Annotated in this window: 20 protein-coding genes; 10 read left to right on the forward strand and 10 right to left on the reverse strand. The window is 64.6% G+C overall.

What is annotated here, in order from left to right; all coding sequences use genetic code 11:
- Positions 1-155: 155 nt before the first annotated feature.
- Positions 156-647, forward strand: coding sequence for a hypothetical protein (locus tag J2X46_RS08725; protein WP_310249254.1), 492 nt, complete (start codon positions 156-158; stop codon positions 645-647).
- Positions 648-675: 28 nt separating this feature from the next.
- On the opposite strand, the gene J2X46_RS08730 is transcribed toward J2X46_RS08725, so the two are convergent.
- From J2X46_RS08730 to J2X46_RS08745, 4 genes are all read right to left on the reverse strand, one after another.
- Positions 676-2,655: an ATP-binding protein gene (locus J2X46_RS08730; protein ID WP_310249256.1), complete on the reverse strand. Its 1,980-nt coding sequence runs from the start codon at positions 2,653-2,655 to the stop codon at positions 676-678.
- A 126-nt stretch (positions 2,656-2,781) separates the two neighbouring features.
- Positions 2,782-3,201, reverse strand: coding sequence for a DUF6527 family protein (locus J2X46_RS08735; protein WP_310249259.1), 420 nt, complete (start codon positions 3,199-3,201; stop codon positions 2,782-2,784).
- Complete coding sequence (locus J2X46_RS08740) at positions 3,198-4,397, reverse strand: ThiF family adenylyltransferase (protein WP_310249262.1); 1,200 nt, start codon at positions 4,395-4,397, stop codon at positions 3,198-3,200. Before J2X46_RS08740 ends, J2X46_RS08735 begins: the two co-directional genes overlap by 4 nt.
- Positions 4,372-4,641: a multiubiquitin domain-containing protein gene (locus J2X46_RS08745; RefSeq protein WP_310249264.1), complete on the reverse strand. Its 270-nt coding sequence runs from the start codon at positions 4,639-4,641 to the stop codon at positions 4,372-4,374. The genes J2X46_RS08740 and J2X46_RS08745 overlap by 26 nt, the downstream gene beginning before the upstream one ends.
- Before the next feature lie 154 nt (positions 4,642-4,795).
- Here J2X46_RS08745 and J2X46_RS08750 point away from each other — a divergent pair, with 154 nt between their 5' ends.
- The 7 genes from J2X46_RS08750 (at position 4,796) to J2X46_RS08780 (ending at position 11,929) form a co-directional block, all read left to right on the forward strand.
- Positions 4,796-5,173, forward strand: coding sequence for a helix-turn-helix transcriptional regulator (locus J2X46_RS08750; protein ID WP_310249267.1), 378 nt, complete (start codon positions 4,796-4,798; stop codon positions 5,171-5,173).
- Positions 5,170-5,751 (forward strand): ImmA/IrrE family metallo-endopeptidase, encoded by a 582-nt coding sequence (locus tag J2X46_RS08755; protein WP_310249269.1) that lies wholly within the window; start codon positions 5,170-5,172, stop codon positions 5,749-5,751. Before J2X46_RS08750 ends, J2X46_RS08755 begins: the two co-directional genes overlap by 4 nt.
- Before the next feature lie 84 nt (positions 5,752-5,835).
- Positions 5,836-6,348, forward strand: a complete 513-nt coding sequence (locus J2X46_RS08760) for a hypothetical protein (protein WP_310249272.1) — start codon at positions 5,836-5,838, stop codon at positions 6,346-6,348.
- 139 nt (positions 6,349-6,487) lie between these two features.
- Positions 6,488-7,270, forward strand: coding sequence for a hypothetical protein (locus tag J2X46_RS08765; RefSeq protein ID WP_310249274.1), 783 nt, complete (start codon positions 6,488-6,490; stop codon positions 7,268-7,270).
- 1,164 nt (positions 7,271-8,434) lie between these two features.
- Positions 8,435-8,704, forward strand: a complete 270-nt coding sequence (locus tag J2X46_RS08770; protein WP_310249276.1) for a hypothetical protein — start codon at positions 8,435-8,437, stop codon at positions 8,702-8,704.
- 564 nt (positions 8,705-9,268) lie between these two features.
- Positions 9,269-9,967 carry a hypothetical protein gene (locus J2X46_RS08775; RefSeq protein ID WP_310249279.1) on the forward strand — a complete coding sequence of 233 codons (699 nt, stop codon included), beginning with the start codon at positions 9,269-9,271 and terminating at the stop codon, positions 9,965-9,967.
- An 825-nt stretch (positions 9,968-10,792) separates the two neighbouring features.
- On the forward strand, positions 10,793-11,929 hold the full coding sequence (locus J2X46_RS08780; RefSeq protein ID WP_310249281.1) for a site-specific DNA-methyltransferase: 1,137 nt from the start codon (positions 10,793-10,795) through the stop codon (positions 11,927-11,929).
- A 1,353-nt stretch (positions 11,930-13,282) separates the two neighbouring features.
- Here J2X46_RS08780 and J2X46_RS08785 read toward each other — a convergent pair.
- The 3 genes from J2X46_RS08785 to J2X46_RS08795 all read right to left on the reverse strand — a co-directional run bounded on the left by J2X46_RS08785 (position 13,283) and on the right by J2X46_RS08795 (position 15,751).
- Entirely contained in the window at positions 13,283-13,786 is a 504-nt protein-coding gene (locus J2X46_RS08785; RefSeq protein WP_310249283.1) for a hypothetical protein, read from the reverse strand.
- Between the two features lie 130 nt (positions 13,787-13,916).
- Positions 13,917-15,029 (reverse strand): hypothetical protein, encoded by a 1,113-nt coding sequence (locus J2X46_RS08790; RefSeq protein WP_310249285.1) that lies wholly within the window; start codon positions 15,027-15,029, stop codon positions 13,917-13,919.
- 497 nt (positions 15,030-15,526) lie between these two features.
- The gene (locus J2X46_RS08795) at positions 15,527-15,751 is read right to left on the reverse strand and encodes a helix-turn-helix domain-containing protein (protein ID WP_310249287.1); all 225 of its coding nucleotides are present in this window, start codon (positions 15,749-15,751) and stop codon (positions 15,527-15,529) included.
- A gap of 241 nt (positions 15,752-15,992) precedes the next feature.
- On the opposite strand from J2X46_RS08795, the gene J2X46_RS08800 reads away from it, so the two are divergent.
- Positions 15,993-16,403: a hypothetical protein gene (locus tag J2X46_RS08800; RefSeq protein ID WP_310249290.1), complete on the forward strand. Its 411-nt coding sequence runs from the start codon at positions 15,993-15,995 to the stop codon at positions 16,401-16,403.
- A gap of 477 nt (positions 16,404-16,880) precedes the next feature.
- On the opposite strand, the gene J2X46_RS08805 is transcribed toward J2X46_RS08800, so the two are convergent.
- On the reverse strand, positions 16,881-17,633 hold the full coding sequence (locus tag J2X46_RS08805) for a hypothetical protein (protein WP_310249293.1): 753 nt from the start codon (positions 17,631-17,633) through the stop codon (positions 16,881-16,883).
- A 513-nt stretch (positions 17,634-18,146) separates the two neighbouring features.
- Positions 18,147-18,566: a hypothetical protein gene (locus J2X46_RS08810; RefSeq protein ID WP_310249296.1), complete on the reverse strand. Its 420-nt coding sequence runs from the start codon at positions 18,564-18,566 to the stop codon at positions 18,147-18,149.
- 22 nt (positions 18,567-18,588) lie between these two features.
- On the opposite strand from J2X46_RS08810, the gene J2X46_RS08815 reads away from it, so the two are divergent.
- Positions 18,589-19,029 (forward strand): hypothetical protein, encoded by a 441-nt coding sequence (locus tag J2X46_RS08815; RefSeq protein WP_310249297.1) that lies wholly within the window; start codon positions 18,589-18,591, stop codon positions 19,027-19,029.
- A gap of 631 nt (positions 19,030-19,660) precedes the next feature.
- Here J2X46_RS08815 and J2X46_RS08820 read toward each other — a convergent pair.
- Positions 19,661-20,836, reverse strand: coding sequence for a type II toxin-antitoxin system HipA family toxin (locus tag J2X46_RS08820; RefSeq protein WP_310249299.1), 1,176 nt, complete (start codon positions 20,834-20,836; stop codon positions 19,661-19,663).
- Positions 20,837-20,859: the final 23 nt, after the last annotated feature.

The raw sequence follows: 20,859 nt of genomic DNA on the forward strand, positions 1-20,859 counted from the left end.
GCGACCGCAGCGACGTCGTAGCGGCTGAGCGTTTCACGTCAACAAGCGACCGTCCCCACTGCGCGTGACATGCGGCGCAATGACGCGGGTCCATCGTTGCGTCGAAGGGGGCGTGGTCGGCGCGGCCCCGTCGCGCTCTGCCTCGGCTCGGGCTGGTGCCCTTAATGGTCCGGGCATGGCATGGACCACCTGCACAAGCGACCGAGCACCTCCCGACGCAGGACGTCGACAAGCTCGTTGACGGCAGTGGTCTGCGCGGTGTCGAGGTCCGCTTCTTCCCTAAGCAGCAGGGGGTCAGAGCGTCGAAGGGGTACGACTGGCACCACCTGAGCGGTCTGTGGCATGAGTACCTAGCGGCTGAGGAGTGGATCCCCTGGCGGCCGTACCCGCCGCGCAAGCGGATGCAGCGGGAGACCGATCGTGTTGACCGGCTCAAGGAGCTCGGCGCACCGTCCCTCCTGGGCAACGGCTACGGCGAAGGTCAGGCCAAGCTCAGCGGCGAAGTCGAGTTCGGTGCGCGCTTCGTGCTCCCGCCGACGACGACGCTCGCCGAGGCGACGCAGGTCCGGAGCCGGGTCGCGATCACCGGGTCGCGGGTGGCGAGGCACCCGGTCGCACCGAGGACTACGCCCACAGGCGAAGACTGAGCGAGAGCCGAACCCAAGGCTGTTCGAGCTAGGACGCTTCCTCTTGCTCACCTTGCAGAGCAGTGGGCAGAAGGTCAGCAAACTGCTCCTGAATGTGACGCAGCCCGTCCTCAAGCGACGGGTCGTGCTCAAGACTGTCGGTCACCAGGCGCAGCCGCGCCCGGTTCTCGTCGAGGATGTCCCGCCAGCGCCGAGCGAAGACGCGAACTCGCGGGCGTCCGGGCTTCGGCTCTGGCCCGAGGATGAGTCCCTCGGATCGATGGCCGGCGACAAAGCGGTTCTCTACGTTGCTGTCGTAGTCGGTACCGACGAGGATGATGTCCCACGTCGCCTTGTCGGTCGCGAAGACCGACTTCTGCAGGATCGTGTCCGCATAGTCGTCGACCTGGTTGAGCTCGTTGCGGCCCAACGTGATGCCCGGCGCCTTCAGCTCGACGACCAGGTGACGGGCGACCTCAAACTCCTCCATCTTCACCGCGAGGTGAAGATCGACGCGGCCCGTCTTCTCATCCCAGCGCTTAACCGGCTCCACTTTTTTACTGGGGAGGCCGAGCAGCTTCAGGTGGTTGCGGGCCATCTCAGTGAGACCGCGCTCGCTGCTCATGAGGTGGTACGCCTCGCCGAAGATCCACAGTTCCCGCTCCAGCATCGGGTGGAGGTGATCGCGCTCACCGATGGTGTCGGTGCCGTCCGGTGGGAAGATGAGCCGCTCCAGACCAGCCAAGAACTTATTCCGACCGGTCACGACGTTGGCCGCCTTGATGATGCCCGACATGGTGGTCTCGCCGAGCAACCGCGTCAGTGACTCTCGGTCCTCCTGATTGAGCGAGGCCACCTCGTTGAACAGCACGCCAAGCTGCTCAGGGTCCTGGCGCAGGGCATGGCGCAGCAGCCCCAGGGTCACCCGGGCGGGGTCCTTCTTGGCCGGGATCTGCGGTGCGATGGTGCCCGCGACCACGTCAAAGATCGCCCGCTCCGCCTTCTCCGTCTCCGACTTCGCTTCGCCCTCGAAGGGATAGACCTTCTCCTGCTTCCACCTATCGAGCTGGTCGCGCCGGCGTTCCCGGCGGCGGGCTTGGAAGTGTTCGCGGATGCCCTTGCGGGCGGCGGTCCAGAGCGCGCTCACCGGGGCGTCGGACATGTCGCCGAGGCCGATCAATGACAGGGCGTCGTGATCGAGGCCGCTCCAGGTCACGTACGCCGAGTAGCGAAACTGCGTCTCGACGTCGACGGCCGACTCCTCGTAGACGAAGTGCTCGGCGTCCTGGCCGTAGTAGATGGCCCGGTGCTTGACGGACTTCCATTCGATGATCCGTAGCGCCGCCTCGGGCTGGGCGCCGGCCTCATCGCTGAAGGGGAGTGGGTACTCGGTGCTGCTTGCGATCTCGTCAGCGGGGTCGAGGTCGATCCCCAGATACGTGATGCGGAGGTCTTCGTCGTTGAGCAGCACCGGCGCAAAGTGCGACAGCAACACCGACCTCGTACGAGCTGCCTCTAGGGCGCCGAGCGCCTTCTGGCCGTCGTTGTAGGCGGTCACGACGGTCCCTGTGGGTACGCCGGTTACGGGCTGCGCATCCCATTCGAAGACATGCCGGTGCTCGGTTGTCCCGCTGATCTCGACGCGGTGCAGGACGCCCGAAGCATCGACGCTGTGGCTCGACCAAGTGACGCGACTGCCGAGTGCGAAGGCCCGCAGGCGGCCCTCTCCGCGCTCGCCGTGCAGACCCCGCTTGTCGTTCTTGCTCTTGGTCGCGAGCCGTTTCCACGAGCCGCCGATCCGGCCGAACGTCGAGTCGAGCTCGTCGAGGTCGATGCCATGGCCGGTGTCGGTGACGATCGTCTTGGTGACGGCCCCGAGCGTGTCGTCGTGCTTGAGCTCCACGGTCACGGTCGGCGCCTCGGCGTCGATGGCGTTCCAGATCAGCTCGACGATCGCCCGTACAGGGTCGTTCTCGTGGGCCAGGCGCTCGACGTGGTCGTCGTCGGCCCGGAGATGCAACTCGGCCATGAACGGACCCTATGGGGGACAGCCGACACCGGGTGGCGAATGAGGCGCTTCAGTGCAGTCGTCGGCGTCCTTGTCGCCGTCGCAGATTGACGGCGTGCCTCTGCTGCCTAGCGATCGTGCGACGCCCTACTCGAGTCGAAGCAGTGTGCGGAGTCGCTGCCGCCAGCTGCGCGTGTCGGGGCTGGCGAGCTCGCTGTTGGTACCGCTCTGATGGCGATCGATCTCGCGACGTCGCCTCTCGCGTCCGGCATCAATCTGGTCGCGTTGCATGGCGCCAGCCCAGTCGACTCGGTCACGTCGGATCCAATAGTGCGACTCGCAAGGGAAGCTCCAGTTGCCGACTGAAGGGCTGAGCGAGACCGACCGTCCGTCGAACGTCAGTTGCCAGCCGTGGGGCGCCAACGGATTGACGACCTCGTTGCCGCAGCCGCAGGCGCACAGATGTGTCGTCGTGGCATACGGGATCGAGATGTAGAGGACGCCCGGCTCCAGCTTGTCCGGGATGAACTCGACAAACTCGTGGCGCAGCTCGTGGAGTCGCCTCATACCTGGTCCTCATTGATGATGACGTTGCCGCTGGTGACGTAGACGCTGTGGTGCTCGCGGTCCAGATCGGTGAGGTAGCCGAGGTGCTTGAGCCACTTCGTTACCGCCAGGGAGGCATTGAGCATGTTGAGCGGCGCGATCTGGATGTTGCGCTTGTAGTCATCATTGACGCCATCGACGCGTCCGAACGGGATGCGATGGTTGTCGTGAACGTGGTCGCGCTTGTCGGGCGTGCTCAAGGTGGTCCGCACCTGCCCCAGCAGGGAGCCATCGACTTCCTCAATCCCGAGGCCAACGTCCACATAGGGGACTCCGAACTCTTCGAGCTTGGCGATGATCAGTCGACGGCTTGGCCCATCGTCGACGGCGACGAAGGCGAACGACATCCCCTGGAGCTCGTCGACGTTGTCCTCGGTGAGGTAGGCGTCGTGAGGGACGATGCGCTTGCGCATGTTGCTGTAGATCCCGGCGAAGTAGGCGACCTTCTGTGGGACGGTGGCCAGAGTCTCGGACGTCGGCGCGCCAGGCGAACGGAAGGCGTTGTGCTGAACGTAGCGGTCGCCGTCCCACAGGTGTATGGCTTCCACGGGGGTCTTGGCAATCAGATCGAGCACGTATCCACCGGTACCGCCAAGGCCGAGGATGGCCACGGGACCAGTGCGAAGCTTGTTGGTCACGTCGCTGAGCCCGTTACGGGTCGTCGAGGTGTCGAGGTACTCGAAGGGTGAGTCCTCGTCGTCCTCCGGGTCCGGTGCGATGACGGGGTACGTGCGCGCCGTGGCTTCGGGGTCGATCTGCTGGGCGTGCACCGAAATCAGCGCGATGTAGGTCTCGACTTTATGGTGGTAGTCGCGGTAGCGCTGGCCGTCCGACTGGGGCTTTTTCGACATCGTGTGGTCGACGCGCACGGGTCCGACGTCGATCGGATTGCTCCCGATCACGGCGGACGTCAGCAAGACGCCGTCCTTGGTGGACGGCGCCTCGCCGATGAAGTACGCCACGTGGTTGCTCGGCTGCGCGGTGACGTCGCCGGCGAGCTCGAGGTCGGTCACGAGCGTGCCCCGCGCTACCTGCTTTCCAGCGGTGGCGTAGGGCACGTCATGGACCAGCAGCACGTCGCCCCGGAGCTCGAGGTGGTATCCGTCCTCGTGCAGCCGGAGCAGGTCGGGGCTACGAGCGATCCGTCGCTGTGACATCGAAGATCATGCCGTCCTTGACCTTGACCGACTCGCCAGGCTTGAGCTGTCCCTCAGGCTTGTTGCCCTGGCCGCGCCGGTAGGTGATGGTGATGTCGACGTTGTCGCCCGTAGGGACCGGGTCGAACGCCAATGCGACGACCTCGTCGAAGGAGAGCTCCTCCTTCGGGACCTGCTTCTGACGACCGTTGACGACGATCGTCACCAGCTTGGGCTTGGACTTGTCTGCTTCTACCGCAGTCATGCTGTTCCTCCGATCTCCCGGCCGAGCCGGGGCGCTAGGTGTGTCGAATCTGAAACACTGCTCTGAGTCTAAAACAGTGCGCGTCGACTTACAAGCAGTGCGTCGACAGTGCAACACTGGCAGGCACCACCGACACTTCTAGTGAGAGGTCTGGATGGCCAAGACGAAGATCGACACCGCGGGGCTCTACGCCGCGCTCGATGCTGAGCGGACCGCGCGGGGATGGTCGTGGCGACAAATGGCTAAGGAGATCGGCACCAGCCCGTCGTTGCTCTCGCGCCTCGGCAATGAGCAGCGGCCGGATGCTGACGGCTTCGCCACGCTGGTGCGCTGGCTGAAGATGCCGGCCGAGACATTCATGATCGACGCGGACGCCACATCGGGGAGTCAGGCGGAGCCCGATCTCGTAACCCAACTGGCGCCGCTGCTAAGGGCGCGTCAGGACCTGGAGGACAAGGACGTCGCCTACCTTGAAGAGGTCATTCGGGCGACCGTTAAACACATGCATGCCACGCGGCAGGAGATGACGTGACCGGCAAGCGCACCATCAACAAGGCGGCCTGCAAGAGGCTGGCCGGTGAGGTGCGCGCTGAACTTGGACTCGAGCCCATGGACGCGCTCGATCCGTGGCAGCTTGCCGAGCTCTACGGGGTGCCAGTCGTGGCGCTCGGAGCGTTGCCGCTCGACCGCTCCATCCGCGAGCACTTCCACAACGTCCGTCCGCAGGTCTTCTCTGGTGCGCTACTGCCACACCGCACCGGCGCGGTCATCGTAGAGAACGACGCTCACCCACTGGCCAGGCGACGCTCGACGATGGGCCACGAGATGGCCCACGTCGTCGGGGAGCACAAGTTCGGCACCAGCCTGGTGAACGAGCGCGGCTGCCGGACGGCTGACAAGGTTCAGGAGGACGAGGCCGCCGAGATCTCGGGCGAGCTGCTGATCCCCTTCGAGGCTGCAAAGCGGCTCGCGCGGCAAAAGGCAACCGACGATGAGGTCGCCCTGCGCTTCGGCGTCAGCCCCGAACTGGCCCGCTGGCGTATGAATGCCACGGGTGCGCGCATCATCGCCCAGCGCGCTGCTAACTTCCGGCGGGCGTCGGGCAACTGAACGGGCGCCACCGACACAGCGCTGGGTTGCGCCGATAGTTCCACTTCATAGACACCGAGTCGGTACGGCTGGCCTACTGGCCTTGTGCCTCCCAAACTCCCCGATCCGCTGCTGCGGCTCCCCAACGAACAGATTGCGGTTCCACCCGGCCTGAGCGGCGACGACCTACTGGAGGCCGTCTTCACGCAGGCCGTCGACCACGTGAACCTGCATGCCATGGCCTGGCCGGCGACCAACCAGAGTGGCAACCTCGTGCCTCCGCCGGACGAACACGTCCTGCATGAGCTCGCGCATGCCAACGAGCTCGCTGACGAGGAAGACCTCCTGGTCAATCCGCGTCTTGGCACCCTAGGAGTGCTGAGTGAACTTCCCGAGTGCAACTTTTGCGACCTGCCGGCCCGCTACGACGCCGTGATAACCGTCGGCGAGCGGCGCGGCGGCGCGTACCTCTGTGGTGATCACTACCGCGAGAAGGGCTCGGGAACGCTGGGCGCCAGTGGCGATGCCTACCTCATGCTCAACTCCGAGGTCTCGGGCTCGGTACGGGCGACGTGCAACGAGATCCGAGCCGCCCAGGGCAAGGACCCGCTGTTCTGACGTCGCTGACCGACCTGGTGCTGCTCAAACCTGCCCCTCTTGTCGGACACCGCAGCTACGGTTACCGCGAGTCTCTAACTAGAGAGGCATCCTTGCCGTTCGGGTGCAGGGGACTAACCAGAGCATCATCGGGGGACACATGGCGGACGACGAGTACGACGAGTACGACGAGGTCGACGCTGTCGTTCGCATTCCTAAGGGCGAGCGACTGGCCGACTCTCGAAAGACTGAGGGCTGGAGCCGTGGCTTCACGCCCAAGTCGTCCGACAAGGGCCCGGAACACGTCGAGATCCGCCTGAAGGACGCCGCCGACGTGGATCTGGATCAGGAGCCGGAAGTCATCTACGTCCCCGACGTGGAGTCTTCGCAGCGCGAGCTCACCCCGTCCCAACAGGCGACGGCTGACTTCTTGGGCAGGATTGCCGAGGACCTGTACGAGGCCCTGAAGCCCGTCGTCGCCCACTGGTTCAGGACTCGTGTGGTCCCCGCGGTGAAGGCCAAGCGCAAGGAGCTGAAGCAGATGCGCCAGGACCGCAAGTCCGAAAAGACGCTGCGAGCCAACCCGTCCGAATCGGTAGAGGAGCAGAAGGCGACGTCGCAGGAAGTGGCCGCTGTACCCGGCCAACCGACGATCACCGTGACCAGCGGGCAGTTCCAGGAACTCTTCATGACCTGGCTTGCGCGCGAGGATGCCCAGCAGATGCTCTGGCAAGCCATCGCCAGTGCGCAGATCGAAGACGGGGACGCCGCGACCCTGGCATGGCAGCAGAGTCTGGCTGAGCTCTCGCCTCAGGAACGGTCCGAGCGTGTCGGAGAGATTCTCTCTAGCAACCCCGCGATCCTCGAAGGTCTGGGTCGACTCCTCACGGCAAGCCTTCCGCTTGAGGCCGCTGAGGCGGATGCTCAGCGCGCCGAGGAGTAGGAACTCGCCCGGGAGGGTCGCCTTGGCCAAGCGCAACAGTGGGCTTGCATCCGGGGCCTGATGATCGCCTGCACCGTCTCAACGTGGATGCCGTAGATGCGGGCGAGCTTCTCCTTGAAGGCACATGCCTCGTGACGCGCCACGAGCTCGGCCTGCTGCTCCTCTGACAGGCGGACCTGCTTCTGACGCACCGCGGACTGGCCTTCGGATGCCGTCATGTCGACCCGCGCCCGCGGCACGCCGCTCGCGAGCATCCGGTGGAGCGCGGGGTCGGGGTTCGATAGTTGTCCTGTTAGGCCACCTGAGCGGACAACGGCCGAACGGGAAGTCGCGCTGGCGCGTCTTAGTGGGCGTAGTGCCCGTCTAACGCTGACTCATGCCGCGCCGTCTTTAGATGGTGCTTGCGTGCCACGTGGTGATTACGAGTGCCGCATGACGGACTCGGCCTTCCCATGTCGTGGGGCTGGCTGCGGCGATGTGTCGCGGTGGACGTTCCATCAAGTCGCGCAGGCGATGTAGTGCCGTTGAGACGTTCGCTGGCATCGGGTGGTCGAGGAGGGGCGGAAGGGTGGCTGCTTGGCTGGCCCCTGACTTACGGGGGACCACGTTCGCATCTGACGTCTCGCGGGGTGCTGCGGTCTGATGGCGCCGGCGTTGTCGGGTTCGTGTTGCTTCGTAATTGGCTCGCATGAGGCGTCGTCGGGTGGTCCGACAGTCGTCGCATGTGGGTGATGGGCGTCCAGGCGCCGAGATGGGTTCGAGGGCGGTGTTGCAGCAACAGCAGTAGGGCGTGCCGTCGGTGGCATGACGCCTCTTCAGCGATGCGGTGGCCACGTCTTGCGACCGAGGGGTCAGTGGCTGGGGCGCCGATTCAGGGCGGTGGCGTTCGTCATCGTATTTCGTGCCGGGCGCCAGCACGTCGTCTCCTGTCTACGCGACGGTGCGGAACTGATGGGAGGGAGGGAAATTGTGACGGGCGCGCCGCCAGGAACATGCTAGAGGCTCAGATCACGCCTCAATGCCGTTATCGCTGAGTCAGGCGTATTTCTTGACGGGCAGCGGATCAGCTGTACTCGGCGGGTCATGTCCAGGCCGGCCCTCACTCTCTCCTCAGAACGCGCGAGCCAACCGGGCCCGCGCAGGACTGCCGCAAGGAGAGACGCAATGCCCATCTTGAACATTCAGGACGCCCTTAGCCCCGCCTCTGACGTCAGCGATTTCGGTCGCCTGTTCCTCATTACGCAGTCCCGAGCGATGGGTCACTTCGCGGAGGGCAACGTCGACATGGCAGAGGCGCTCGCTTACGAACTCGACGAGTTCCGGGACGCGATCGACTCGCTGAGCGACAAGGACGTGCGAAGCATCCTGGCGAACGCCGTGGAGTGGTCGCAGTACTGCGTCGGCCTGGCCCGTGCGGCGGCTGCGGCCGCCTAGGTAGTCCCATCGCGCCCTCGCCGGCGGGACCGTACTGACTTCAGACAGCCAGGCGTCTCGTCGGCGAGGCGTGGCCGATCACTTCAAAGGAGGTATAGACGTGCCATCACCGATTGGCAACGCGGTTCTCCGCACTCCCCCGCTTGCCCGACGAGTACAGCGGTTCGAGGAACTCGCGGACGCTGTCGTGCGCGTCGCTCGGCTACCGGAGGAACCGCGACTTAGTTCGAACTGGATCCACAGCCGCAATCCAAGAACTGCCGGCGTTCGGGCGTTCGGTGACTTCTGGTGGCAGCACCTCGAGGCTGGGCGCTGGTATCTCGACGTGCGCGATGCGATGCCTTGGCTAGACCCGGGTGTTAAGCCCCACGTCTCCTTCGAAGGCTGCATCGCCGGGCTTGGGCACACCCTTGACTACCTGCAGCACTCGCGCGGGGTGAGCCTGAAGCACGCACGCGACGCGATGGTTCTCGCTCGTGCACGCAGCTCGTTCGCAGAGGCGTATGTGACGTCTTGAACATGCCGATACAGGTACTGACCGCCGACTCGACCAAGGAGCAAAACATGTCGGACATCAGCAACCTTCGCACCTCCTGCAATGCAGCCGATCCGGAGGACATGTCGGCCGATGAACCGCCCATCGGGCTCACTGACCCTGACGACGGTAGGCGGCTCCGGGGCAGGACGTTCGGCGAGTTGTGGCGATCGGGAGAACTCCCGTGGCCGGAGCAGCCGCTCATTCAGGACGGCAGCCCGTACGACACCGTCGAGGACTACATCAACCTCAGGCGTGGCCTTGCGGAGGCGACACAGAGCGGCAACGACGACGCCATCCGCCGTCTATCCGGTGAATACGCGCTCGCGAGAAGAACTGTGAACTCGATGGATGCCTGGGAGAAGGCTCTCGCTCTCGATGGCCTGATCGCTGACGAGGAAGTCACTACGGGCGTCGGTGTACAACAAGTCACGCCAACCTTCGAGGATCGGGCGGTCGCGCAGGAGCCCACTCGGTTCCCCGGACCGGCTCCATACTTCAGGCGAGGCCGCGCATACGTACAGTGCCTCGCCCCAGGCTTCACACTTGCCGCCCTCGGACACGGAGAGTTCGTCGCATCCCGCCCGGAAGAGGCGGACCAGTTGCTCCGAGCAGTCGAAGACGCCGACAACGTCGACGACTTGCACGACTTCGTCGCCGGGGTCGCGCATGAAGTAGAGCGCCAACTCGCGCGCCTCGTCCGTAAGCATCGACCCGCAGCTCTCTGAGGCGTCAGAAGGTAGTCGCCGTCAGCCCTCGCCGCGCACATGGTGAGGGCTGACACCGCTCGCGGGAGCCGTCTGGTTTGAGCCCCTCCAGCAGTTCGCGACCGAATGCCGGGCAGCCTCCATCGCTGCGGCGCCGAACGCCGACATCGTTGCGGTCATCGATGACATCCCAGACGGAGGGCCCAGCAGGTTTAGCCGCGTCGCTCACTGTCAGGTGATAACCGTTGCACTCCCTACACAGGTAAAGGCGCAGCGCGGTTCCCCGACGCTTCGATGCTTTGAGCAGCGCTCCGAGCGCGGCCTTGTACGTCGGGTACGTGTTCTTGTCGCGATGGCTAGACATGGATGACTATCGCGACGTGAGCAGGGCGTTGGTGAGATCGAACTAGGCGCCTGTGCACGTGCACCTCAGCATCAGTCTTCGGAGATCAGCGTTGTGAGATCGCAGCGCGCGCAACTCGCCACGTGCCTCGGCGAGCTGCACTCGCAAGTCCTCCATGTCAGTCGGCAGTTCCGTTGCTGCGTTCAACATTCCAAGCACTTCGAGGTCTGCGACTGGAATCCTCCATGGCCCGCCTGGCCCGGGCCCGGGTGCCCGATGGGCTCCAGGGAACATCCCAGCGCCAAGCCGCCGCTTAATGGTGTCCTTTGAGCAGCCAGCTGCGTGTGCTGCCCTCTCAATAGACATCGCTTCGCCATCCACGTGCGACACTATACCTTCTATACAAGGTGTTACGTGTTAAGCACCCACCCCTCCCGCGCGCGTTCAACGGCGCAAGAAGTCTGCCGGTACGGCATCGGTCCGGACATACCGATGACCTATGCATGGCCTACCCCTTGCCCACCGCCCTGAACCCGATCGCCACCTGGATCGGCGACTCGCTCACCGTGCTACGAGGACTACCCGACCAGTCGGTCGACTCCGTGGTGACTGACCCGCCCTACGCGATTAGGCGCCTGCCCCGCAGCATCTCCGCGCGCCCAGCAGCCAGACGCGAGGACTGCCCAACTACGGACTGCAGCGACGATCACGCCTGCCGCGACTGCACGCAAGAAGACCTCATCAACAAGTACTCCGACGCGCCGATGCTCGGCCAACAGTCCCAGAACTGGCACGCAACCGCGACCCACTCTCGCGGCTACGCCGACAACGATCCGCAGCAATTCCAGGAGTGGTGCTCCCTCTGGCTCAACGAGTGCTGGCGGATCCTGAAGCCAGGGGGTCATCTCGTCGCGTTCGGCGGCACCCGCACGTGGCATCGCTTAACCTGTGCCGCGGAGGACTCGGGCTTCGAGATCCGCGACAGCATGGCGTGGTTGTACTCAAGTGGGATGCCGAAGTCGCAGAACATCGAGCGTGCCCTTCTAGGCAAGGAACCCACGCCGGCCGACCAAGCGGCGGCCAAGATCTGGGCTGGATGGGGAACGACCCTCAAACCTGCTTTTGAGCCGATCGTGCTTGCCCGACGTCCTCTTGACGGAACCATGGCTAACAACCTCCGCACCTGGGGTGTCGGCCCCATCAATCTCAACGCTCATCCCGCCGTAGACAACCCAGCCGCACGCCAAAGCGCAAAGTGGCCAACCAATGTCGCCCTCGACGCAGACCAAGCCCGTCAGATGGCCGACCGAGTCAGCCAGGACCCTTCCGACTTCTTCTGGGTCTCGAAGCCCAACAAGACCGAGCGGGTCGTCATCGACGGGGTTGCCCACCCGACTGTGAAGCCGCTCGATCTACTGCGACGCCTCGTGACGCGCGTGACTCCCCCAGGCGGGCTGGTCCTCGACCCATTCGCCGGCTCCGGCACCACGATCGAGGCGTGTGCTCTCGATGGGTTCCGCGCGATCGCGATCGAACGCGACCCCAGATACCGTCCATTGATCGAAGCCCGTCTCGCGCGGGTCGCCCGTACGGCCCCAGCGCCGACTGGCGACGTCGCTGACACGCTGTGCCTCTTCTGATGTGAGCCGACGCAATTAAAGCGGGTTACAGCGAACCGAGTCCGGATGCGTTGTCGGGCACGCGGACGAACCACCCGCCGACACGCCGGCACGCCAACTCGACGCACCACGCGATCACGGCGATCGCTAGACCGACCCCGAACATTTTTCCGCTCCACAACCGTTCAGTTGCGTCTGGCAGCAGCTCTACGGCCGCCCAGGACAAGTACAGGATGACTAGGAACCCAATGACGGCTGGCACCCAGCTCGGCTTCGCAGTCGACAGAGCTCGACGGGACGCTGACATCGACTCCGCGCGGGCCTGGTCGCGGAGCGCAGCCGGAGCCTCAAGAACTTCGAGCGCAACCGCGAGCTGTGCAGCCTCGACAGCCTCCCGTCGTAGCCGACCCGGTCGCCGCCCACGCGCGGACCACGTCTGCACCACGGCGAGGAGGGTAGCTACGAACGTGGTTGCGAGAAATTCCAACCAGTTCATGTCGACCAACCTACGAGTCGGCTCCGACACCCCGTCGCACATGCGGGGCTGGGCTTCGCTGTCCTGAGACGTGGCCTTCCAAGGAAAGGTTTGCCGTTATGACCAATCCCCGGATGCGGGGAACGCCTCTCCACGATATGGAGGGCCGTTCGTTGGTTCTTTGGTCATGCCATGCCTGACGAGAACGTCACGACAAGCAAGGTGCCGAGTCCATCCAATTGTCTTCACGCTCACGACGGCTGGGTGTCCGCGAAGGGCGATGAGATCGTCCTGACCGAGTGGGAACCTGCAATCGACTACGGATGGCCCAACTCAACGACCGAGGAACGCGCTGCTTTGAAGGCGCTAGGCATGTCGCGCGGCGTGCTGCACGCACTCGCCACCTTGTGGGCTGATCGCGGCCGCCACGACGCGGGCTACTCACCTAGTGCGGTTGCGGCGCTCTACCGTCTAGCGACCCGAGAGACACTGACCCGAGACGAACGGGATGAAGTTGCCGAGTTGGTAGAGGGCGATGACGGCACCAGGTTGTTGAACGGGTGCTCATCGACCTCCCGGACCCGAAAGCGCGTCGCACTCCGAGTCACGAGCGCTCCGATGGAGGGCTGGAGGCGGAGTCGGCCGAGGCGGCAGCAGGCAGCGGCGCGGACCGCGCTATGAACGACGAGTCACCTCCGGCGCGCGGAGACTGTCACGGGCCGGCGGCCTCCGACGAAGAGCTGACCGACGCAGCTCTGGCGCGTACTGAGCAACCGTCGCAGTCAAGCAATGTCGAGGATGAACTGTCCGCGGATGGAGAGGGCTCGGACGCGTAACCGGGTCCAGCAGGGCCGAGTTCTGCCGCCGAGCCCTCCCCGTCGGCAGTGTCTTCGTCGCCTTCACGCGCGGTCTCGCGGCTCCCTCGGATAGAGGTCAGCCATCTTTACGTCGTCGTACTCACCTGGCTGGTAGGAAAGCGTCCCTCGGCCGTACGCGAGGTTGGTCCGCTCGTGCGCGTATCGGCTGTTCTCACCGATGGTGAACCCGTAGAAGAGCGGGTCGGTGAAGCGGATCCAGTTCCACGGCGCATGCTCGGACCTACCGTCGTCCAGATCGTGAACGATGTGTTCCAGACGGCGCATCTCTTGGGCGATGACTTCAGCGGACATGCGAAGGCCGGGAGTGGGAGCCAGCAGCGGTTCAGTGCAGGCTTGGCCCGCCAGGGAGTACCAGAACTCGGTGCGCTCTCCTTCCCCCATCGCGTCCGCGTAGTCAACCGCGGAGTCCTTCCTGTCACTCCACTCTTCGTACGACATGAGGTCTTCGCATCCACTCATGAGGATGATCCACTCGGACGCCAGGGCGGCCGGGCTATCGATGACGGGGGCAGATGTTGTGGGCATTTGACTTGTCCTTCGGTTTGGGGCGGAAACTGCTTGGCATTGCTGCTATCGGCACGTCGTGGGCTTGCCGTGACGACAGACGACAACGAGGTGCGAATTTGACGCGCGCGTTGCGTCGAGACATTGACGGTCAGCGATCACGCTCCCGTCGCTGATTGGCGGCGCCTTGAGCCAAGAGCGCGGCTTCGCGGGCAAAACCAGGCGAGACCCGACCGGCGTAATAGCGCTGGGCGACGTCCTCGGAATGTCCGGCCCATTCGGCTGCCTGACTGAGGCTGATGCCCGAGTCGAGCCAGAAGGTGATAGCCGCCTTGCGGAGGGTCTTGGGGGGCATCGCCGCCAGCTCTGCCTTCCCCGACCCGCCGAAGACTCTCTCGCATGCGGGGCGCCAGTAAATGCTCGTGATGTTCCCCCACGTCAGCGGGGCGGTGCCCGTAGGACTCGTGAAGGTACGGTCCGCCAAGCAGTAGCCACGTTCGATGTGCGTCGTCAGGACTTCCGCCACGTCGGCAAGTGCCGGCACCGCACGAAACTCACCAACCTGACGGTGCTTGAGTGGGCGGATCTTTCGTCCGGCGACGCCGGCTTCGCGGTCGTAGAACGGCGTCTCGGACCCTCGGAAGATCACATGAGTGAGATCGTCCTCCACATCGATCCACTCAGGGTGGTGAGCAGCGAGCTCGCCCGGTCGCCCACCCAGAGTGCCGCCCACAAGAACGAGAGCCCTAAGCCGTTCGCCCGCGCGCCGGCCGTCTGCCATGCGAGGCCCCAGTTCCGAGATGGCGTCGGCGAGGTCGAATACCTCCTGGATGGACGGGACAAGACGTTGTGACACTGGTTGGCGCTTGGGGCGGGGTGCCATCGCGGCCCCACCCTCCAGGCACGCTCGGTCAACCTGTCGGCTCGCAGCCGCCGAGCGGATGATCATCTTGAGGGTCACCCAGAATGCCTGGACAGTGCGGTCACTCGCTGCGATGGGAGCAAGATCCAGAGCAATGTCATGGTGCTTCTCGACGGCTGCAGCGATCTGCCGGTCGTTCACCGCCGTCGTACGGTCGTTGTGGTTGCGTCGTCGCCTGAGGGCGTACTTGATGTCGTCTGAGTCGAGGTCGTCAAGCCTGATCGACGCGCCCAGTTCCGTGTCGGGCTTCGCGCCGACCCGCGGGTCGCCGTCTCGATAGCGAAGCCACGCGATGGCGTCCTTCATGTTCTTGCGATGCCCAGCCCGGTTCTTCTCCTCCATGTGATCGCCTGTGTTCGGCCACCACACGTCCGTGCAGTACGACTCGAACGAACGCGACCTAGTCTCAGCAACGCGGCGGACCTCAGCCGCACGAGGGTCAGCGCCCTCCGCTAGGGGAATGCCGCGATTGTCCGCTTCCAGACCCCGGGCCTTCGCGCTGATGAGGGACTCGTGGAAGGTCTTGGCGTAGCCCTTCCGGTCGAACGTCCTCTTGTGCGAGTTGCCGTTCACTCGCCAACGAACGAACCATCGCGTCGCAGCGCGGTCGTTCGCTCCGACGTGCGACCCATTCGCCGCCTTCCCCTGGATGCTGTACACGCCCCACGTGAGGTTCACTTCGGTTCTCCTGTGCTTGGTCGTCACAACCCCGTGCGGGTTGTAGGTTCGGTATCGGCACAGTGCATGGCCATCCGGACAGGTCGTCTCAGACGTCTGAACGCCTAGTGGACGTCACCCCTGACCCCGACGCGGGGTCCGCCTCGGCCGAGGCGGTCGCGCTAGACCGCCTTCTTGTCGAGCCACGCCCGAACGTCTGCAGGTCGAAAACGCAACTGCCCATTGATGCGCAGCATGCGAGGCATCAGTCCCGCCTCGGGGCCCTTGTGGATCCACTTGCGGAGCGTGTTGGGCGAGATCGCCAGCCAGTTCGACAATTCGTTCACGTCGATGAGCGGCTCGTCGGGGACCTTGATGCTTGCCGCGTTTGAAGGATTGGTGTTCATGCGAGCGATATCGGCGTGTTCCGGACGGGAAACGACGCCGCCGATCTACGAGCTGGTGGAGCGAGGTTCAGGCGCTCGGTATGAAAGCCCCGTCAGTGCACTCACCATCTATACCAACCACCTCTGAGCGACGAACGATGGGGTGGCCGAACGAGGCCCATGATCTCGCGCCGCCCAGCAAGGGCTGCCGGCCGCATCGAGACCCCCGGTGATGTCGGACGAGATACGTACAGTCCGTGGTGTGACAAGACTGTCGAACGCGTTGCAAGAATCGTACGTAGCGCAGGGCTTGGCGCTCGGCGTCTTGGCCGCCGAGGTGGACTGGCTTCCGGCAGGCAAGCTGGACTTCGAATTTGCCCTGTCCCGCGCTTGGAGCGACTTTACTGGAGCCTCACATTTCCCGCGCGTCGGCAGCAAGGTTGCGGCCGACCCCTACTACGCCATCCTGTACCGCAGCAACCGCCGCCGCGGACCGCTACTAGCGGCATGGGAGGTAGACGGTGCCGGCCTACTTCCGTACGTGTGCAACGACGGATGGGACGTCGCGGAGTCCGGCGAGATGCTGGGCCGGTGGACCGACGTCAGCTGGGGCTTATGGAGCAGGCTGGGCGTTGATCTCGTGCGCTGGTACCGCGAGCGCGACAAGTTGTAGAGCGATTGATCGCCGCCAACGTGGCCTCCTCGTCAAGGACGAGCCGACGCCACCCGTTGTCGACGATCGGTCGTGGAACCGTCCGCAAAAGGCATGGGCCCTTCGGGGCATACCTGTGGGCCCCCTTCCCAAAGACCCGGAAGCACCCAGGGCCCCCGGGCAGCGTTCAGCGGTCGGCCACGAATTGCGTGGCCGACTACAGCGCTCACCTCAGTCGCGTTTGATCAGACACGTGCTGAGGGGTCCCGCCCGGTTGCAGGACCTGGCTTCCTTGTGAAACACCGGCCGACCTTGGTTGTAACGGCGATGGTCGGGAGAACAACACCGTGGAGCGAACCCCATCCGGAGGGGTCTGCGATGGTTATCGGCACTTCTGCAGCTCGGCGCACAGTCACAGAGATGATTCTTGACGGAAATGCCGACCGCCCATCAGCGCAATCCACTGATGGGCGGTTCGGGCTCGCGTGGGTGCGGCGTCTAGTTGTATCCCTGGTACATCGAAGCGAACACCGCGGATCGCTCCCACGGACCCATGGCCTTCAAGTCGGCCAGAACTTTCTCAAGGCCGGTCATGCACGGCTCGGCCGCGTAGGGCGCCCGCATGATCTGCCTTGACAGAGCGTGGCCTGCGTCGCCACCGGCGATGTGGATCATTGCCGAGTCCCAGAGGTCAGCCCAGTAGTGCCCGAAGTCGAGGTCTCCAACGACGACGTCGCCCGGCGAGTAGCGTCCGGGAAACTCCGGGCTGGAGTCCCTGATCTGCTGGATCGCTCCCCATACCTCTTGAAACCGCAGAGCGAACTTGGCGTCATAGTTCGTCAGGAGGACCCCATCGCCTCCCGCGCCTGCGGCGTGGCGCGCTGCGTTCTCGCGGCGTACATCCCGGTTCACACGCAGGATCCCATCGCGGTGCAGGCGGAAGTCGTCGGGCGACATGGCCCTCAGGTCGTCGAGGATGGTTGCGAGCCCTGAGATGCAGTCGTCGAAGTCGAGCGTCGGGTCGACGAAGTCGGCAACTGCGTTGCGCTGTCCGCTGCGCATGATCGTGTGCCCCGACGCGACGTACGCGCGCCACTTGCGCGCGTACGCGAGGTACTCGTCATCGGGGCCAGTGGGTCCATCCGCCCAGTCTTCGGGGCTGAAGTCGAGCAGTGCGTCGATGGCCAACTGCAGGCGAGAGAACTCGTCGATCCGTGGGCCAGGCACCTTCGTTGTTGCGGTCTTGCACATGATGTTCTCCTTCGAGGGACGTTCGAGTCGGCACGGTGCCGACCCGCCAACCCGTGGGTTGGTTTGGGTATCGGCAGAGTGCCCGACCATCCGGACAGGTCGACTCAGACGTTTTCCGCCCGCTCGTTGAGCGAAAGATTGGCGCTCCTGCCTACGGCTTCGAGCGCGCTTACCGCCACGAGATCGAGACGGGAAGGTCAGTCTCGCTGGCCCGAAGGACTCGGTTGGGCGTCGAGCCGACCCATGTCCAGCTCGATCCAGAGTCCTCGAAGATTTGCACAGTGACCGGGCGGCCACGTTGCAGCTCGACGGTCTCATCAATCACGAGCATCCAGTCCTGTCGGCTGGCATCCGTAGGCAAGCCTCGCGCCGTTCGCGGCAGGAGGATCCACGTCTGACGTGGACTGGTCAGGTCGAAGGAGCAGACCCTCCCGTCGGCCATGTGGATGCGGTATGTCCAACCCGCCTCGAGCCTGATCCTGCGCGTTCCGGACTCACCGCCGGTGTTCTCAATCACCGGTCCCTCCCGGGTGCGCAGGTCACCCTCGACCTCTTGATCGTGACCTCAAGCAACTCATGGCTTCCGAGAGGGACGTCCCAGTACACCTCGTCCCCCAGCGGAATGGAGGACGGCTGTTCGATCCATTGCGCGGCGAGTCCGGCCAGTTCGCGCGTCGTGATCGTCGAGCTCAGAACCTCGACAGACCTCACTCCGGCGGGCGGTGAGGTCAGGACGAAGTCGTCATCCTCGACCTCGAGCACCGGTTCCGGCGGGCCATCGCCTCGTCTGTGAAAGATCAGCCCTATTGCTCCCTCCGCCGTGATCCCGTCGACGAGGGTGACGCGAACTCGCCGGTGCATCTCGAGGTCAGCCAGGGCCGTAGGGCCCATCGGCGTAGGTAGTAGCCAGCAGGTGCATCTAGCCGCGTTCATGGTTTAACTGTACCTTTTATAGATGGTGTCAATGGTTGGCGGGGATGGACGTCTGCCGGAGACCGCGCTGCTGTGGGACCTCGACAACGTCACTCCGGGTTGGCGGCACACCTCTGCATTCGCCACAGTCCTCGCGCAGCTCGTCGAACAGTCGTCTCCGAAGGTGGCCGCCGCTCGCCGAAGCACAGCCCGCCTGCTGGCGCCACGACTAACCGAGCACGGTTTCGAGACGCTGTCCGGCGGTCGCAGCAGGTCAGGTGCCGACCACCAACTCCTCGCACGCGCCCGTGGGATGAGCCGGGTTGGCATCCAACGCTTCCTCGTCGCCAGCAACGACGGCGATCTGTCCGCGGTGGCCAAGTGGGGCGAACTGCACGTGGTCACTCTCGACAGGGCTCAGGTCAGTTTGAAATTGCAGCGTCGAGCTACGTCCGTTGTCGTGCTCGCTCCGCATGTTGGCTGAGAACTGATCGTGTGTCGCACGAGCCGGCGGCCACGGCGCACCTGCCGTGACCAACCGCAAAAGGGAGCGACGCCCGAAAGTCCACGTGGCCGCTGATCTACGCTTCCGGAACACACCGACAGCTCGACCCTCGAGGATGAACCGTTGACGCAGTCCAGCACCGACCCCTTGACGTACGCACCCGTTCCATTGCTTAACGGGAAGCGAATCACTACGGCCACCGGAGACCAGGTCGCGGCGCGAGTCCTCGTGACGGCGATCGCCGAGGACGGCTCGGAGCGAACTGAGGAGCTGGAGTTCAGATTCGGCGCTTGGTGGGGACCCGCCGGCTCGACGTTCCACGGTGAGCCCGAGCGGGCATAAGCGGTTGCCCCTGCGGACACACTGCGGACACACCGATGCGCCAACAGTGACCAACAGTGACCAACAGGGAGCATGCTCGTGGCCGCGTTTCACGCTCAGACCGCTCAACTCAGCGTGGCCAGCATCTGACTACGGATCAGAAGGTTTGGGGTTCGAATCCCTACAGGCGCGCAAGACACGGAGCCGCAGGTCAGTTCGCTGACCTGCGGCTTTTCGCTTGTACTGGACCCGTCTTGGCCCATCAGTCGAGGGACTGGATGATCCGGTCCTAGTCGAATGCGTACTCGTTGAGGATTTGTCGCCCCAGCAGCCTCTGCCTGTCCTGTGCGGACAGTTGCGCTTCGTCAGCGGCCTGGTCCCATTGCGTGCGGATCACCTCGATCTGGCCCTCAATGAGCTCATCCGCGTCCTGACGGGTGAGGAGATACGTTTCGCACGCGTCTCGGCACACTGCCAATCGACTCTCTCGCTGTCCCTCCCGGCCGATGGCCATCGCCTGGTTCGCCTCTCTGCCGCCGCGCGGCTGCGGGCAGATGTCGTACGCCGGAGTCAGGGTCAGGGTGCTTCCGTCCCAGAATGCTGCGTGGTTACGTGCGTGGTCGTCTGTGTTCCCCACGAGGATGTTGAACACGATGCGACTGAAGAGCTCGCGCAACGTCGCGCCTGGCTGATCGAACCGTTTGCGGATCAGGTCTGCCAGGTCGTAGTACGTCGCGTAGCGGCCCATCATCTCGTCGAGACCGAGCATCGTCAGGGCGGACACGATGAGGCGACGCTCGCCATCGACGCCGGTTCGGTCGAAGCGCTCGACCAAGAGAACGTCGCGACTCATCACCGAAGTGATCTGGGTTGGCGCGACAACCAGACCACACCTGCGGGCCAACACCATGGCGACCCCTTCGGCCTTGACGACCGGGTACGTGTCGGTGGCAGAGGACAGCTTGGCGATGAGTTTGCGCCCATCGCTGTCGAGCAGGACTTTGGGCCGCGCGCCGCCGATCGAGGTTCCTCGCAACAGCGCTTCGGCCAGCTCGTCGGGGAGTTCCTCGCCGGCCTGCAGAGTGTCGGCTGCGGCCTGCATCTGCGCCAACGTCGCGTAGCCGACGCGAGGCGTGTAGGTGCTCGCACTTGCCTGGAAGTCGAGAGCGCCGATGCGATCCGACCCGGACTCCAACAAATAGGTCAACAGGCTGAGTTCTGCGGTGTCGCTGTTGCGATCGAGGTGCCCGAAGTGCCGAGCCAAGATGATGCGCTGTCCCCACGAGTCGGGGCCGCCGTCGTTGATGCATCCAGCAACGCTCAGGCCTGCGTCCGGGCGGATCACCCCCCGGCGAAGCGGCAGCTCCGGTAGGTAGAGGGCGATCGCGTCCGGATTTGCCAGGTACGAGCGGCCGTAGGTGAACGTCGTGATGTCGCCCTGTTCGTCGAGGCGCCCGGCGACCACGGGGTCAGTTGCTCCGGGCAGCC

The organism is Nocardioides sp. BE266 (assembly GCF_031457855.1).
GTDB lineage: Bacteria > Actinomycetota > Actinomycetes > Propionibacteriales > Nocardioidaceae > Nocardioides.

What these genes read in the sequence shown, in the direction of transcription:
- J2X46_RS08730 (WP_310249256.1), bottom strand. Translation starts at nt 2,655, where the DNA reads ATGGCCGAGTTGCATCTCCGGGCCGACGACGACCACGTCGAGCGCCTG.
- J2X46_RS08735 (WP_310249259.1), bottom strand. Translation starts at nt 3,201, where the DNA reads ATGAGGCGACTCCACGAGCTGCGCCACGAGTTTGTCGAGTTCATCCCG.
- J2X46_RS08740 (WP_310249262.1), bottom strand. Translation starts at nt 4,397, where the DNA reads ATGTCACAGCGACGGATCGCTCGTAGCCCCGACCTGCTCCGGCTGCAC.
- J2X46_RS08745 (WP_310249264.1), bottom strand. Translation starts at nt 4,641, where the DNA reads ATGACTGCGGTAGAAGCAGACAAGTCCAAGCCCAAGCTGGTGACGATC.
- J2X46_RS08750 (WP_310249267.1), top strand. Translation starts at nt 4,796, where the DNA reads ATGGCCAAGACGAAGATCGACACCGCGGGGCTCTACGCCGCGCTCGAT.
- J2X46_RS08765 (WP_310249274.1), top strand. Translation starts at nt 6,488, where the DNA reads ATGGCGGACGACGAGTACGACGAGTACGACGAGGTCGACGCTGTCGTT.
- J2X46_RS08770 (WP_310249276.1), top strand. Translation starts at nt 8,435, where the DNA reads ATGCCCATCTTGAACATTCAGGACGCCCTTAGCCCCGCCTCTGACGTC.
- J2X46_RS08775 (WP_310249279.1), top strand. Translation starts at nt 9,269, where the DNA reads ATGTCGGACATCAGCAACCTTCGCACCTCCTGCAATGCAGCCGATCCG.
- J2X46_RS08780 (WP_310249281.1), top strand. Translation starts at nt 10,793, where the DNA reads ATGGCCTACCCCTTGCCCACCGCCCTGAACCCGATCGCCACCTGGATC.
- J2X46_RS08785 (WP_310249283.1), bottom strand. Translation starts at nt 13,786, where the DNA reads ATGCCCACAACATCTGCCCCCGTCATCGATAGCCCGGCCGCCCTGGCG.
- J2X46_RS08790 (WP_310249285.1), bottom strand. Translation starts at nt 15,029, where the DNA reads ATGGAGGAGAAGAACCGGGCTGGGCATCGCAAGAACATGAAGGACGCC.
- J2X46_RS08795 (WP_310249287.1), bottom strand. Translation starts at nt 15,751, where the DNA reads ATGAACACCAATCCTTCAAACGCGGCAAGCATCAAGGTCCCCGACGAG.
- J2X46_RS08805 (WP_310249293.1), bottom strand. Translation starts at nt 17,633, where the DNA reads ATGTGCAAGACCGCAACAACGAAGGTGCCTGGCCCACGGATCGACGAG.
- J2X46_RS08810 (WP_310249296.1), bottom strand. Translation starts at nt 18,566, where the DNA reads ATGAACGCGGCTAGATGCACCTGCTGGCTACTACCTACGCCGATGGGC.
- J2X46_RS08815 (WP_310249297.1), top strand. Translation starts at nt 18,589, where the DNA reads ATGGTGTCAATGGTTGGCGGGGATGGACGTCTGCCGGAGACCGCGCTG.